The organism is Candidatus Hamiltonella defensa 5AT (Acyrthosiphon pisum), from assembly GCF_000021705.1.
In the GTDB taxonomy this organism is placed as follows: Bacteria; Pseudomonadota; Gammaproteobacteria; order Enterobacterales; family Enterobacteriaceae; genus Hamiltonella; species Hamiltonella defendens.
In genome coordinates this window covers 347399-361991 of record NC_012751.1, presented here as the reverse complement: position 1 = coordinate 361991, position 14593 = coordinate 347399, and the positions used below count along the sequence as shown (strand labels likewise).

Annotated in this window: 13 protein-coding genes and 2 pseudogenes; 13 read left to right on the top strand and 2 right to left on the bottom strand. The window is 41.0% G+C overall.

The features are described 5' to 3' along the window. Nucleotides 1–154: 154 nt before the first annotated feature. A pseudogene (rne, locus tag HDEF_RS01805) lies at nucleotides 155–2657 on the bottom strand (ribonuclease E); the annotation flags it as partial. 838 nt (nucleotides 2658–3495) lie between these two features. Here rne and ltrA point away from each other — a divergent pair. The 13 genes and pseudogenes from ltrA (at nucleotide 3496) to pabB (ending at nucleotide 13223) form a co-directional block, all read left to right on the top strand. Next, the gene (ltrA, locus tag HDEF_RS01800) at nucleotides 3496–5178 is read left to right on the top strand and encodes a group II intron reverse transcriptase/maturase (RefSeq protein WP_012738021.1); all 1683 of its coding nucleotides are present in this window, start codon (nucleotides 3496–3498) and stop codon (nucleotides 5176–5178) included. Between the two features lie 122 nt (nucleotides 5179–5300). After that, the gene (locus HDEF_RS12805; RefSeq protein ID WP_052543446.1) at nucleotides 5301–5504 is read left to right on the top strand and encodes a type II secretion system F family protein; all 204 of its coding nucleotides are present in this window, start codon (nucleotides 5301–5303) and stop codon (nucleotides 5502–5504) included. An 18-nt stretch (nucleotides 5505–5522) separates the two neighbouring features. Next, nucleotides 5523–5648, top strand: coding sequence for a hypothetical protein (locus HDEF_RS13465; RefSeq protein WP_268802463.1), 126 nt, complete (start codon nucleotides 5523–5525; stop codon nucleotides 5646–5648). After that, a complete protein-coding gene (gene gspG, locus HDEF_RS01790) occupies nucleotides 5645–6115 on the top strand; it encodes a type II secretion system major pseudopilin GspG (protein WP_100096778.1) in 471 nt (156 codons plus the stop codon). Before HDEF_RS13465 ends, gspG begins: the two co-directional genes overlap by 4 nt. After that, on the top strand, nucleotides 6116–6646 hold the full coding sequence (gene gspH, locus HDEF_RS01785) for a type II secretion system minor pseudopilin GspH (protein WP_012738069.1): 531 nt from the start codon (nucleotides 6116–6118) through the stop codon (nucleotides 6644–6646). It abuts the gene before it with no gap. Nucleotides 6647–6668: 22 nt separating this feature from the next. After that, nucleotides 6669–7043: pseudogene (gspI, locus tag HDEF_RS01780) on the top strand (type II secretion system minor pseudopilin GspI); the annotation flags it as partial. After that, on the top strand, nucleotides 7040–7645 hold the full coding sequence (gspJ, locus tag HDEF_RS01775) for a type II secretion system minor pseudopilin GspJ (protein ID WP_012738067.1): 606 nt from the start codon (nucleotides 7040–7042) through the stop codon (nucleotides 7643–7645). The pseudogene gspI and the gene gspJ, both read left to right, overlap by 4 nt. 85 nt (nucleotides 7646–7730) lie before the next feature. Next, the gene (gene gspK / locus HDEF_RS01770) at nucleotides 7731–8720 is read left to right on the top strand and encodes a type II secretion system minor pseudopilin GspK (protein ID WP_044612243.1); all 990 of its coding nucleotides are present in this window, start codon (nucleotides 7731–7733) and stop codon (nucleotides 8718–8720) included. Beyond that, nucleotides 8717–9973: a type II secretion system protein GspL gene (gspL, locus tag HDEF_RS01765; RefSeq protein WP_012738064.1), complete on the top strand. Its 1257-nt coding sequence runs from the start codon at nucleotides 8717–8719 to the stop codon at nucleotides 9971–9973. Before gspK ends, gspL begins: the two co-directional genes overlap by 4 nt. A 10-nt stretch (nucleotides 9974–9983) precedes the next feature. Beyond that, nucleotides 9984–10466: a type II secretion system protein M gene (locus HDEF_RS01760; protein ID WP_012738063.1), complete on the top strand. Its 483-nt coding sequence runs from the start codon at nucleotides 9984–9986 to the stop codon at nucleotides 10464–10466. Nucleotides 10467–10548: 82 nt separating this feature from the next. Beyond that, on the top strand, nucleotides 10549–10947 hold the full coding sequence (gspS2, locus tag HDEF_RS01755; RefSeq protein WP_044612242.1) for a type II secretion system pilot lipoprotein GspS-beta: 399 nt from the start codon (nucleotides 10549–10551) through the stop codon (nucleotides 10945–10947). Continuing rightward, on the top strand, nucleotides 10944–11789 hold the full coding sequence (locus HDEF_RS01750) for a prepilin peptidase (protein WP_048901544.1): 846 nt from the start codon (nucleotides 10944–10946) through the stop codon (nucleotides 11787–11789). The genes gspS2 and HDEF_RS01750 overlap by 4 nt, the downstream gene beginning before the upstream one ends. A gap of 51 nt (nucleotides 11790–11840) precedes the next feature. Beyond that, nucleotides 11841–13223 (top strand): aminodeoxychorismate synthase component 1, encoded by a 1383-nt coding sequence (pabB, locus tag HDEF_RS01745; protein ID WP_012738060.1) that lies wholly within the window; start codon nucleotides 11841–11843, stop codon nucleotides 13221–13223. A gap of 49 nt (nucleotides 13224–13272) precedes the next feature. On the opposite strand, the gene ychF is transcribed toward pabB, so the two are convergent. After that, nucleotides 13273–14364 carry a redox-regulated ATPase YchF gene (gene ychF, locus HDEF_RS01740; RefSeq protein ID WP_012738059.1) on the bottom strand — a complete coding sequence of 364 codons (1092 nt, stop codon included), beginning with the start codon at nucleotides 14362–14364 and terminating at the stop codon, nucleotides 13273–13275. Between the last annotated feature and the right edge of the window lie 229 nt (nucleotides 14365–14593).

Below are 14593 nucleotides of genomic sequence, written 5' to 3'. Positions count from 1 at the left end.
ATTTGCTCATTTTTCGAATTTTCTACATATTCAACAGATGCTGATTTTTCCTGTTTGTCTTCCTGTCTCTCTTGTTTCTTTTCCTTTAGATGAACATCATCATTGAACAGAATATCGGGGTTTATCATCTGCTCAGAAAAGGCACTCAGACAAATTTTACCAAAAGCGAATTCTGGTGAGTCCACCGCACTTTTTAAAGGCATTGTACATTGAACAGTATCAGGATCATCACGATAACGCCGGCGCTTTTGAGCACTGACACGAAGATGACGAGGTGAACGACGTGAGCGGCGGGGGAATGTACTATTTTCATTGACCGAGGTAGGGGCCATGTGTTTTTCCACTTCTTCTGCCATGGTCTCATTTGCCTTCTCTGTCAAACCAGTGGCTTCTTCTGGTATCGGCGGTGCATTTTGCTGTTCTTCAATCATCACAGGTGTTTCATGGGGCGTTTGATCTCGAATGGTGATATCGACCGCGTTTGTCAGATGAGATGTCTGATTTAAACGTATTTTTTGAGTCAATGCGCGTTGCGAACGACGTGGCGGGATTTTTTTCGGTGTTTCTTTATGTGGCACTTCTTCCTCTTGAGTTAAAAGAGGCTCAATCAGACTTTTCGCTTCTTGCTCTATTATTTGAGGATGAGGTGTATTCGTACGTCTATCCTGTTGACGACGACGTGGGCGTTCAGCAGCTTGGGGTTTATTCGCCTGCACATTCTCGTCTTCTTCTAATTGAATTCTATTATTTTTGTTTTTAGTTTTGTCTCTAGTCGCGGTTTGCGAACGAGAAAGCTTATTGCGCCCCAGATCTTCACGAGGTTCTCTTGGAGATCGTTCCTTACGTGTATCAGTTTTCCGATTTACATAGGCGTTCTCTTGAGGTTGAGCTGCTGTATTTTTAGATTCAAGGCCGTGGGTTTCTTTTTTCTTGATCCATCCCAGCAAACGTTGAATCACAGTTATCAACGTTTGAAAGAAACTTCTTTCTGGCCGTGCATTGTTGAGCCCGTGAGCGCCATTTTTATTGGATATATCAGTACTTTTGATTGGGAATGATAAGCTGGAAAGAGCGGGCTCTTCGCAGTGCTTACGTCCATTTGATGGGTCATCTTGCGTTTGAGGCATTTCTGTTTCATAACGTTGAGGCAGCATATAACTTAAGGTCAGGGATTCCTCACCTTTACGAACTCGTAACACTGTGTAATGAGGAGTTTGCATTTGAGCATTAGGCACAATCACAGCACGGACACCCTCTTGGCGTTTTTCAATTGCATTCACAGCATCTCGTTTTTCGTTCAGCAGATATGAAGCCACTTCTACTGGAACAATCGCATGTACTTCATGCGTATTTTCTTTGAGCGCTTCCTCTTCAATGAGCCTTAAAATTGACAGTGCTAAAGATTCATTATCTCGGACAGTACCTGTACCACTGCAACGTGGGCAGACATGATGACTCGATTCGCCTAAAGAGGGACTCAGCCGCTGTCGAGACATTTCAAGTAAACCAAATCGAGATATACGGCCAATCTGAATACGGGCTCTATCTTGACGCAAGGCTTCACGTAAGCGATTTTCTACCTCACGTTGATGCCGAATAGGGCCCATATCGATAAAGTCGATGACAATCAGCCCACCTAAATCCCTTAAACGAAGTTGGCGCGCTATTTCATCAGCGGCCTCTAAATTTGTGTTCAACGCGGTTTCTTCGATGTCCCCACCGCTGGTCGCCCGGGCCGAATTGATATCAATTGCAATCAGAGCTTCACTGGTATCGATCACGATAGAGCCGCCAGACAGCAAACGTACTTCGCGTTTAAAAGCAGATTCAATTTGTGATTCAATTTGATAATGGCTGAATAACGAGACTTCACCTGTATAAAGTTTGATTTTATTGCTGAAATCAGGCCGTCCAAGCGCTGTGATGTGATCTTTTGCGAGCTCAAGCACTTTGGGATTATCAATCAAAATTTCACTGATATCAGGGCGTAAATAATCACGGAAAGCACGAACGACCACGTTACTTTCCTGATGAATTAAAAAAGGTGCCTTGCGATTTTCTGCTATTTTTTTTATTGCATCCCAATGTTTAAGTCGTAATGACAAATCCCATTGCAATGCTTCAGAGGATTTACCTAAACCCGCAGTACGGACAATTAAACCCATACCTTCTGGTAGCTCTAAAGAGGCCATCGCCTTTTTTAACTCCGCTCGATCATCGCCTTCAATACGTCGGGAAATCCCTCCGGCTCCAGGATTATTCGGCATCAAGACCAGATAACTTCCCGCCAAGCTAATAAAAGTCGTTAATGCCGCCCCTTTTGTGCCGCGCTCTTCTTTATCTATTTGAACAATCAGTTCTTGGGATTCAGATAACACATCCTTGATATTAGGGCGAGCGCCATGATTGGAATAATTCGGTGAAAAATATTCAGGTGAAATTTCTTTTAATGGAAGGAAACCTTGTCTTGCAGAACCATAATCAACAAAAGCGGCTTCTAAGCTAGGCTCAATTCGAGTAATTTTGCCTTTGTAAATATTGGCCTTTTTTTGTTCATAACCCAGGCTTTCAATATCTAAATCATACAATTTTTGTCCATCTACGAGTGCAACTCTCAATTCTTCATGCTGAGTGGCATTAATTAACATTCTTTTCATTTGACATTTACTCATTATTTTTTGATTAGTAGTGTAGGTCTGTTTTTTATAGCAACAAACGTCTTATGCCATTGCAGCGTTTGTTACTCCATTTATGGTAGATATTACAAAACAGTTTCCAGGATACTGTTTTTCAAATCGTTATCTAAAAACACCTTATCTGTTTATTTTGATCTCTTCAAAGATTTTGACAACGCTCAAGATGGGTCATTTCAACATTAAGACGTATTGTATCCTTTCTCCTCTTTTTTGAATACGTGCGACGTGAAAGTTGCACCACAGAAGTCCCTTGAAAAAGGGTAAGGTTGATCCGAAACCTTATTGCCACTTACTCGGTGCAAGAGGAGTAATTCTCTTGTGCTAAGCGAGAATGAAAGCCTAACTAAAGTATTAAGCTGAATAAGAAATAGGGGCAAGGCAAAACTGAAATGGGTTGAATAAAGTGAATCTCCGTTATTAAAATGTCGTAAGCAAGTAAAACACGAAATCAGATGTGACGTGTTATGGGGAAGTTTAACGACAGTTAGAAACGGGTAAAGAAGAGTGTTCGTTCTTTACGACGGATCCCGTTCCCCGGCATAGAGGAGGCAGCCCACTCAATGTATCTTCATGGTGTGAAACACGGTAACCCCATTAATCTTTTAGTGTTGATGTAAATACTAAGAGACAGTGGGCATAAGACGTTCCAAAAAGCGAAGGCAATCAGCCGAAAGGCAACTGGAAATCATAACAGGATTGATAGAGGTAATTACTTTACTCTGAAAAGAGGCTGACGTGGAACGGGTGACTTACCCATATAATCCTTTACCAAGGTTATGAATTGATTTAGAAGAGTTAGATGCCTATGGCAAACGTAATAAATCAAAACTATGAACAACAACTGGAATGGCATGCTATTAACTGGCGTGTTGTGACAGCCATGATTAATAATCTAAGGCAAAGAATATATAGGGCTTCAGCAACAGGTGACTTAAAGAAAGTCAGAAATCTGCAAAAACTCATGATGAAATCAAGAGCTAACCATCTTCTGGCTATCAGGAAAGTCACTCAGGTCAATCGGGGAAAACACACGGCTGGAGTAGATAATCAGGTAATTAATGACCATAAAGGACGAGAACATCTTTATAAGTTATTAAGCCAAACAACTTCAGAAAAGGTTTATCCAGTAAAACGAGTTTACATAGCAAAAAAGAATGGAAAAAAACGCCCTCTTGGGATCCCAACCATTCTCGACCGCTGTAGACAAGCGATAGTTAAATCGGCGCTGGAACCTTATTGGGAAGCAAAATTTGAACCAGTCAGCTACGGATTTAGACCGGGGCGAAGTGCCCATGACGCAATACAAAAAATTTTCTGTATTGCCAGAGCACGAGGGACACGGCACTGGGTACTAGATGCAGATATTAAAGGCGCATTTGACAACATTGACCATAATTTTCTCATAAAAAAAATCGGGGGATTCCCCGAAAGAAACATGATTAAACAATGGTTACAAGCCGGTGTGCTGGAACATGGCAACTATATACCCAATGTTGCAGGTACTCCGCAAGGCGGGATTATCAGTCCACTACTGGCCAATATTGCACTCCACGGAATGGAGACCTTACTGGGTATTCAATACTGGAAAAACGGCACGCCAAAACAAGGGCAACCTTATGCAGTAGTTCGTTATGCGGATGATTTTGTCGTATTCGGTAAATCCCGTGAAGAGTGCGAAACTGCCAAAATAAAGTTGCAAATTTGGTTAGCTCAGAGAGGGTTAGCTCTTTCTGAAGAAAAAACCAGTATCAAACACTTGAAGGAAGGATTCGACTTCCTGGGATTTAATATACGACATTATGACAATCGCCACAGAAAACGGGGATATATATTGTTAACGAAGCCCTCAAAGGAGTCGATGAAAAGGTACAAACAGCAAATGAGAATGACCTGGAAAGGTATTATCGGTATGCCGACACAAGAAGGAATAAGACAACTGAATGCCAAGATAATAGGATGGTGTAATTACTATCGTATTGGTGCTTCAAAAAGAACATTCAGTGCATTAGACCAATGGATGTGGATCCGCCAACGTAGATATTTGTATCGACGTCATCCCAATAAACACTGGTGGTGGCGAAGAAAACACTACTTAGGCAAGATACCAGGTAGAGAAGACTATTCAGTATTTATGGATAAATCAACCGGTGGATTTCTTTGGAAGCATGCATGGACAAAAATACAGCGTCATTGGCTAGTTCCAAAAAATGCTTCCCCCGACAATCCGGAATTGCGTGACTATTGGCGTAATAGGCAGGCACGTAAACAGCCTTTTATTTACGGTGTCAAAGTTAACCTCTATAAGCGACAGAAAGGTTATTGTCCTCTCTGTGATCAAGAGTTGGACAATGGTGAACAATTGCATGTTCATCATATTCAGCCTAAAGCTGAAGGGGGTGACAACAAGCTGGCTAATCTAAGATTGTTACATGCTAATTGCCACAGACAATTACATAGCAAAAAAGGAAAAATGTTGAAGTGAGTAAGTTGCGTGAGCCGTATGCGGGGTAACTCGCACGTACGGTTCTTGAGGGAGTGGGCACTTGCGGCCTGCTTACCTAATTAAGCATTTTATCGGGCAGTCAAATCCCTTTAGTCGAAGGGATGAGCATTGTGGCTAAAGTGTCTTCAAATAAATATGTAGAGCAGCAGGTATTAGCAGCAGCGGAGCAGATACGACAAGGGCGTTCTTTGCTGTTTTCTCTTTCAAAAAGCCGTTTATTTTCACCCATGATGCTACATATGATTGCATCTGGTGAACGCAGTGGCGAGCTCAATATCATGCTGGAAAGAGCTTCGGATAATTAGGATCGCGAATTTTCATTTTTGATGACATTAGTCATCAGTATTTTTGAGCCTGTTCTGATCATCATCATGTCTGGCATCGTGCTCTTTATCGTTATTGCAATTTTGCAACCTATATTGGCGCTCAATAATATGGTTAATCTATGAATCATTTTAAAAAAACAATGTCATTAAATCACACAACAGCTCGTGGATTTACCCTGTTAGAAATCATGGTGGTCATTGTCATTCTTGGTGTTTTAGCCAGTCTGGTGATTCCTAATTTAATGGGCAATAAAGAAAAAGCGGATCAACAAAAGGTGATCAGCGATATTGTGGCGTTAGAAACCAGCCTGGATATGTATAAGCTCGATAACGATCTGTATCCCACCACCGAGCAGGGATTGCAATCCCTAATCAGTAAGCCGATGCGCTCTCCAGAACCGCTTCACTACCGAAAACAGGGTTACATTAAACGTTTACCCAAGGATCCCTGGGGTCATCCGTATCAATACATCCACCCTGGGGAAAAAGGCGTTATGGATATTTATTCACTCGGCATGGACGGAGAAGAAGGCGGTGAAGGCAATGCGGCGGACATCGGGAACTGGAATTTACACGAGTATCAAAAATAAATGGGCTCAAACGGTTTTACATTGATAGAAAGTATGCTGGTGATTTTTTTGATTGGGCTGATGGGCGCCATGATTTTGATGACAGCCCCCAGAAAAGAAAAAACAGGCTTAAAAGAGGAAGCAAAACGCTTTTATAGACTGTTACAGCTTACACAGGAAGAGGCTTTCATCAAAGGGCAAATGCATGGCATTCGATTTTATCGTGATGGATATGAAATCATGCGTCGAAAAAAGGGTCAGTGGCAAAGAATAAAAAAAATCACACTGCCTCCAGATATCTTTTTAAGACTCACATTCAATCACACATTCGAAGAACCAGCAGAAGATGCCCCTGAGATTTTTTCGTATGAATCAGATTGGCACGATGAAACGATATCTGAAAAAACCTTACCCCAAATCTGGCTATTAGGGCAGAGCGTGATCCCTGCGTTTGAGCTTGAATTTCATCATGCTCAGAAAGGGCCGATTTGGGCGGCAGAACTGAAAGAAAACAGGGAAATGAACTTAAATCACATAGGCGTGATTCAATGAAATGCCATAACGAAAAAAAAAAGGATTCAGCTTATTAGAAATAATGATTGCTCTCTCCATCCTTTCTTTAACTGCGGTCATGATACTGGAATTCAAAGAAAATCAGATCCGAAATCTGTCCATATTAGAAGAAAAAATGCAAGCAGGTTGGGTTGCCGACAATCAACTCGCTTTGTTGAAACTGGCTCATTCTGAGCAAAAGCCTGGGCCACACAATGGAAAAGTGATGATGGGAAAGCGTATTTGGTATTGGCGTGTGCAGCTTTTGCCTGAAGAGAGATTACTACAGGCAATTGATCTGGATGTGAGTTTGCACCCTGATTTTTCAGTTTTATCCGCCTCAATTCGTACTTATTTGAGTGTTTCAGATAAACCCAATAGGGGGAATCTCTATTGAGAAGAAAACCAATATCCAATGGCTTTACATTATTGGAATTATTGACAGCGATTTCTATTTTTTCTCTGATGAGTTTGCTGGCTTATGCGCTGATGGATGGTGTAACCCGCTTTCAAAAAGCAGGCATGGAGATCACTCAAAATATAGAGGCATATCAAAAAACCATGCAATGGTTGCATAGGGATATCACACATATGGTCTTTCATATTTCTGAATCCAATTTTCATGCAGGTGTTGGTGTTTTAGACTCAGATAGTGGAGGCATGATTATGGTATCTGGAGGTTTGCCAAATCCCAGCATGGCACTGAAAAGAAGCCACCTCTTCAAAGTCGGTTATCGAGTCAAAAAAAACAGTCTAGAGCGCTTAACCTGGTCTTTAGACGCGCTGAACAGGCAAAGTGCCGAAACTCAGAAGCCACAGATTGATGTTTTATTAACGGATGTCGAACAATTACATCTGCGCTTTTATCAGGATCGCCAGTGGATCCATGAATGGAATTCGAAAAATGTTTCAGCCGTGCATTTACAGATAAAACACAAACAAAAAGGCACTGTTGAGCGCATTTTTTTACTGACTGGGTATGGACTCTTAAAATCGTAGCAAGTGCTGTGGGTTTCATCCGCCCCAAATGCGAACATTGGGTATGGTCGCTTGTCGTCGATTTTAGACAGAGCCTCATCAAAAAATGAAAAAATCTCTTCAACAGCCTGGCATGGCGCTACTGATGGTATTGATCTTATTGTCCGTGTTTAGTGTATTGGCCCTCGAGATGACTGAACGTTTACAACAGAATATGAGGCGAGTTGAAACTCAAAAATTATCACAACAAGCTTATTGGTACGCCATCGCGGCTGAGTCGCTTGCGATCAGTCAATTGACGCGTAGTTTAGCGCATAAAAAGGAAGTCACTTTGGCACAGGGCTGGGCAAAATCATCCGGAGTTTATCCTCTTAAAGAGGCTTCCATCCGCTTGGAACTCAGTGACTTTCAGACCTGTTTTAATATGAATGCGCTCATAGATCCCTTTTCTCAAAGCAAAAAAAAGAAATCGCCCAGGATACAATTGATAGCTCTGCTTAACATGCTCCATATTCCGCCTTATGAAGCATCGAATATGGCGAATCACATAGTGGAATTCATGAACAGGCCTAAACCTGAAATTGAGCCTGGTGATCCCAAAGTGAACAACAGTTTTATGCTTTCAAAGCCTGCTGTCTCAACGTCAGGGCGTTTTTTAATGGATGAAAGTGAATTACGCGTTGTCAAAAGCATCACAGCCCAAAAATATCGTCTTTTAAAAACATACATCTGCGTATTACCGACCTCATCTCAACAGCTCAACCTTAACACCCTTAAACCCGATAAGGCGCAGGTCTTAGCGGCTTTGTTGACGCCCCATCTTTCATTGCGCCAAGCCAAACAGATTCTTCTGGCTCGCCCTGAAAAGGGTTGGCGTGACTTGAACGAGGTATTTCGTCTCCCGGAATTAGATGGATTAAACGTCAAAATACAACAAAAGCTTCGTGCTTATCTGACGCTGAGCAGCGATTACTTTATGTTACGCGCTCAAATTAACATGAGTCGGGGAGAGGACTTCGTTTTAAACTCTCTTTTAGCACGCGAAGGTTCAGGCCCATTTTATGTACTCAGACACCAATCAGGAGAATTGGAATGACGGATATCCTGGTGATTCGCTTACCGGAAAAAGCAGATCAATCGGTTCACTGGATTCATTATTCCGTCAATGAAGATCTCATTAAAGACTATGGAAAGCTGAATCAAGTCAGTGAACTCACTGAGCTTTCAGCGCTTTCTTTAAGATCTGATATTCAGGTTTTATTACCGGGGCAACAGGTATCGATACAATCGTGCCTTTTACCTAAAAGAGCCGAAAAAAAGATCGATCAAGCCTTACCCGCACTTTTGGAAGACAGCGTAGCAGACAATATTGAACGATTGCATTTTGTGGCATTAGAGGTGGTCAAAGAACGTGTGACTGTTGCTGTGATAGCGCATTCTTACATACAAACCTGCCTGGATTGGTTAGCGCATGCAGGTCTGCAAGCAACGCGAATGATACCTGATTGGCTTGCTCTGCCTTACCAAGAAGGAGAAATCACGGCGGTCAAATTAGGAAACGACTGGTTATTCAGAGAAGGAACCTATCAAGGTTTTACACTTGAACAGGAATGCTTACCCATCTTGTATCTCGTAAAAGCAGGGCAAGATCAGACCCGTGATAGCACACTCAACCAAAATATCCGTAGTTTTAGTTCTCCTCCTGAAGATTCTTCTTTTTTTTGGCAAGCAGGGGCTGTAATCCCTGCTCTTACAGTATTGGCAAGAGGATGTCTTTCTCCCAACATCACATTACTCTCAGGGCCTTACAGACAAAACAGGACAATCCGTATGCCTTTATTAAAAGGGGCCGCCGCGGTCTGCATGGCGATCCTTTGTTTTGTCATTTTATCTGTCATAGAGAAGGGATTGATATTCCATCGCTTAACACAGGAAATCAAAAAAACGCAAATCAAAGCAGAACAGGCTTATCAAGCCTTATTCCTCAAGCCACAAAAAGTGGTCAATCTGAAAGCACAATTTAACGCTTTAACAAATCAGATGAAATCACAGCCCAAAGTGCCTCATCTGATGGATTTTTTGGCTCAAATTGCGATCGGAATCGCAAATATGCGTATTCAACCAAGAGATATGCATTGGTTTGCGTTAAGATACGCCCGGGAGCATCACTCATTATATTTGCAGATCGGAGTCAATCATTTTTCTGAATTTGAACAGTTACGCAATGGTCTTTCAGAAAAATTTACAGTGGAACAAGGCGTTTTGGTACAAGAAAAAAAACGAGTTAATAGCACCTTCACCTTAAAAAACAAAACCGTGGAAGCGAATCATTTAAAAGTAACAAAATGAAGATCATAAGATGAAACAAAGATGGCATCATTTATCATTAAGAGAACGTTATTTTTTGATAGGAGGAGTATTTTGTCTTCTCACATTTTTGTCTTACTCGCTTGTTTGGCAACCCTTACAAAAAAAAATCTTACTGGCACAAAAAAAGCTTGAGCAACATCGTCAGTTATTACATCAAATTCATTTGGCTAAACCGGCACTGAAAGAATGGCTAAACCGAAGACATCAAAATGCCATTTTACCTGATGAAAGTCTGTCGAACATAGTGCATCAGAGTGCGGCTCAGGCGGGTATGGAAATCATTAAAATGCAAGAGGAAGAAAAAGCATTACGGGTTTGGATCGCTGAGGTGTCTTTTAAAAAATTAGTTTCTTGGTTATTCGATCTGCAATATCGGCACGGTATACAAACCGCTTATCTTGACCTGGTTGAGACTGGCATTCCAGGGATAGTAGAGGTGCAGCGTTTAGAATTCATCAGAGATATCAAATAAGGTTTCAGTGCCCCTAAAATTTACCGCCCTATTTTATGGATTTTCAACAGGTTGAATGGGTTTTTAAGCTAATGGAGTGCTGATGTTTTATCAATTGATATTTTTTTTATTGATTTTTATTTTAAATGGATGTGTTAAACCTGTCGCCATCGATCCTGCGAGCACACTTGCCAAAAAACAGGTCGATAAAATCAGACCATATCTTCCTGTCAAAAGTGAGCACTATGTGCTGATGATGGCCCACCATCAGGCTAACAAAATCAACATGATATTTATGCAGGAACAGGGCGCTGAATTTACAAAGTCACCGGATCAATTTTTAGAAGAATATAAAAAACAGTTATGTGCTTCAAACGAGATTTTAAATGTACTCCAGCAAAATGTTCAGTATGACATGAGTATCAGTGGAAGTTGGAATAAGCCGCTTGCAAGGATGAGTTTATCTTATAAAGACTGCCTCTATAAGACAGAAAAGCCATGATGATTCAGTTAAAAATGTTGGAAAATATGCCTTTTATCTTTGTGGTCATTTTTATTTTTGGTCTTGTGATCGGCAGTTTTTTAAATGTCGTTATTTACCGATACCCTAAAATGCTCGAACACGCCTGGCGCCTTGAAGCCGAAAATGAGTTGGGGATCCCCTCTAAAAAAACAGAACGTTTTGATTTCATTTTACCTCCTTCGCACTGTATTGAATGTCAAACCCCTTTGCGTTTTTACGATAAGATCCCTTTGCTCTCCTGGTTATATTTAAAAGGCCAATGTCGATTTTGTCGAAAAAAGATTGGTCTTCGTTATCCGGCAGTAGAGTTATTTACTGGGATTGCATTTACCCTTCCAGTGATATTTTGGGGGCTTTCTTTTTGGAGTATGGCGATAATGGGATGCAGCGTCTTATTGATTATTCTCAGTTTGATTGACGTCGATCATCTTTGGCTTCCGAATTCTTTAAATTACGCTTTACTTTGGCTTGGCCTCTTGGTGGCTTTACTGGGTTACAGCCCCCTGAATTTATCCCAGGCTGTCAGCGGTGTCATGATAGGGTATTTCGCATTATGGAGCCTATATTGGGGGTTTAAATTTCTTTCTGGCCGAGAAGGGCTAGGATCGGGGGATTTTTTACTATTTGGTGCTTTAGGTGCGTGGGTTGGAGTGCAAAATCTGATTTATGTCGCTTTAATCTCGTCATTCTCGGGCATACTATTTACTTTATTGTCTGGGCGCACAAAAGATAAGATCCCATTTGGGATTTGGCTGGCTCTGGGTGGTTGGTCGGTATTACTGTTTCCAGGTTTTATGGGGCTGCTTTCAAAATCGACTTAGGATCTCAACAGAGATTTTTTTATTTTTAACAACCTATTTGATGTTTATCACATGATTTTTAAAAAATTAAATTATCAACCCGATGCTCTTTTACAGTATTTTTCTTCTTTTTCAGGGCAGCCTTGGGCTGTTTTACTCCATTCTGGATTTGCTCAACACGCTCATAATCGCTTTGATATCATGGCCGCAGATCCGCTGGTGACTTTAACGACTTCAGAAAAAAATACAGAAATTGTTCGTCACCTTCATATGGCATCTGATGTGATTGAAAAAAGCGAGCTCGATCCTTTTATGCTTTTAAAGCAAGAGTTAAATAAGTTGAATTTGACAGCAGAACCACAGTCTGATTTGCCTTTTCTTGGAGGTGCACTGGGGCTTTTTGGATATGATCTTGGGCGCAGAATTGAACGATTACCAGAAAAAAATCAGAAGGATATCGATTTGCCTGATATGGCGATAGGTATATATGACTGGGCGTTGATTGCTGATCATCACAAAAAAAAGTTGACTTTAGTTTGCCATAACCATATTGAGCTACGCTTACAATGGTTGGAAGAACAAAAAAATAAAGCCTCTCACTTTACTCAACCTTTTAAACTCAATTCAGGCTGGCAAAGCAGTATGTCTCGCGAAGCATATGGTCAAAAATTTCGCCAGATAAAAAAATATTTACATCAGGGTGATTGTTACCAAATTAATCTTGCTCAGCGTTTCAGTGCAGATTATCAAGGTGATGAATGGCAAGCGTTTTTGCATTTAAGCCAAAACAATCGAGCTCCTTTTTCTGCTTTTATGCGTTTACCTAACAATACGGTCCTCAGCTTATCGCCAGAACGTTTCTTATATTTAAAAAATAATCACATTCAAACAAGGCCTGTCAAAGGTACTTTGCCTCGCTTGCCAGACAAAGCGCAGGACGAGCAACAAGCTTCTCGATTAGCCTCATCTAAAAAAGATCGGGCTGAGAATTTAATGATTGTTGATTTGCTGCGTAATGATATCGGGCGAGTGGCGCAACCAGGTACGGTAAAAGTGCCTGAGCTCTTTGTGGTTGAGACCTTTCCAGCGGTACATCATTTGGTGAGCACCATAGCAGACAGGCTGCGTCAGGAATATACCTGTACTGATTTATTGCGGGCGTGTTTTCCTGGAGGTTCAGTGACTGGGGTTCCTAAAGTGCGGGCCATGGAAATTATCGAAGAACTTGAGCCTCATCGTCGTAATCTGTATTGCGGTAATATGGGGTATATCAGTCTCTGTGGCACCATGGACACCAATATCACCATCCGTACTTTATTAACAGAACGAGGAAAAATTCATTGTTGGGCCGGAGGAGCCATTGTTGCTGATAGTGAAGAGCAGGCAGAATATCAAGAAACATTAGATAAAATTGCACGAATACTGCCACAGTTGAAAACTGGGTTGAATAAATAAAAAAGAGGATACTCAAATATCCTCTTACAGTAAGAGGTTTGAATTTCATCTAAACATTAAATAAAAAATTCATGATATCCCCGTCTTGCACGATATAATTTTTGCCTTCTGAACGTATTTTGCCGAATTCTTTTGCCCCCTGTTCGCCCTGAAAAGCGATAAAATCACTAAAAGAAATGGTTTGAGCCCGGATAAATCCCTTTTCGAAATCGGTATGGATTTTACCCGCGGCCTGGGGTGCGGTTGCCCCGATAGGAATTGTCCAGGCGCGCACTTCTTTAACACCGGCAGTAAAATAAGTCTGTAAATTCAACAATTGATATCCTGCTCGAATCACTCGATTTAAACCGGGCTCTGTAAGCCCCATGTAAGCCATAAATGCTACGCGTTCTTTTTCTTCCAGTTCAATCAGATCGGCTTCTATTGCAGCACAGACAGACACCACAACGGCTTTTTCTTTTTCTGCAATCTGATAAACCTTATCTAAATGAGGATTATTTTCAAACCCGTTTTCATCGACGTTAGCAATATACATAGTTGGTTTTAAGGTTAAAAAATTAAGATAAGCCACCGTATTTTTTTCTTCTTTTGTTAAATCGAGAGTGCGTAGCATCTTTCCTGGTTTCAAAAAACTTAAACATTTTTCTAACGTTGTCGATTCTATCTTAGCGGATTGATCTCCCCCTTTTGCTTTCTTTTGAATCCGATCAAGTGCACGTTCACAGGTTTCCAAATCAGACAAAGCCAATTCTGTATTGATAATATCGATGTCTTCGCCAGGATTGACTCTGCCTGCAACATGAATAATATTATCGTCATCAAAGCATCGAACTACCTGTGCAATAGCCTCAGTTTCACGAATGTGGCTTAAAAACTGGTTTCCTAAACCATCGCCCTTGGAGGCGCCTTTCACTAGCCCCGCGATATCCACAAACTCCATATGGGTATGCACAACACTTTTAGGCTGAATAATCGCTTCGAGCTGCTCAAGTCGAAGATCTGGGACGGGCACAATCCCCTTATTGGGTTCTATGGTACAAAAAGGAAAGTTGGCAGCTTCAATACCCGCCTGTGTTAATGCATTAAAAAGAGTGGATTTTCCTACATTAGGCAAACCCACAATCGCACATTTAAATCCCATGCTTTAAATACCTTTTAGATGAATAAAGAAAAATAATTTTTTATTTAAAAATACATTGATTATATATGTTTACATCATCCTTGGTAAGAGAACAGGTTGGAGTGACAGGGTACAATAATACGAATCATAGGCTCTATGTTGAGATATGATTGTTAAATTTAAAAGAATGAAAGTGGATCTCACTTCGTGAGATTAAATAAATGGGTATTGCTTGTGTTCAACACTTTCG

What these genes read in the sequence shown, in the direction of transcription:
- HDEF_RS01750 (WP_048901544.1), top strand. Translation starts at nt 10,944, where the DNA reads ATGATGATTCAGTTAAAAATGTTGGAAAATATGCCTTTTATCTTTGTG.
- ychF (WP_012738059.1), bottom strand. Translation starts at nt 14,364, where the DNA reads ATGGGATTTAAATGTGCGATTGTGGGTTTGCCTAATGTAGGAAAATCC.
- gspS2 (WP_044612242.1), top strand. Translation starts at nt 10,549, where the DNA reads ATGTTTTATCAATTGATATTTTTTTTATTGATTTTTATTTTAAATGGA.
- pabB (WP_012738060.1), top strand. Translation starts at nt 11,841, where the DNA reads ATGATTTTTAAAAAATTAAATTATCAACCCGATGCTCTTTTACAGTAT.
- HDEF_RS01760 (WP_012738063.1), top strand. Translation starts at nt 9,984, where the DNA reads ATGAAACAAAGATGGCATCATTTATCATTAAGAGAACGTTATTTTTTG.
- gspK (WP_044612243.1), top strand. Translation starts at nt 7,731, where the DNA reads ATGAAAAAATCTCTTCAACAGCCTGGCATGGCGCTACTGATGGTATTG.
- gspG (WP_100096778.1), top strand. Translation starts at nt 5,645, where the DNA reads ATGAATCATTTTAAAAAAACAATGTCATTAAATCACACAACAGCTCGT.
- ltrA (WP_012738021.1), top strand. Translation starts at nt 3,496, where the DNA reads ATGCCTATGGCAAACGTAATAAATCAAAACTATGAACAACAACTGGAA.
- gspH (WP_012738069.1), top strand. Translation starts at nt 6,116, where the DNA reads ATGGGCTCAAACGGTTTTACATTGATAGAAAGTATGCTGGTGATTTTT.
- gspL (WP_012738064.1), top strand. Translation starts at nt 8,717, where the DNA reads ATGACGGATATCCTGGTGATTCGCTTACCGGAAAAAGCAGATCAATCG.
- HDEF_RS12805 (WP_052543446.1), top strand. Translation starts at nt 5,301, where the DNA reads ATGAGCATTGTGGCTAAAGTGTCTTCAAATAAATATGTAGAGCAGCAG.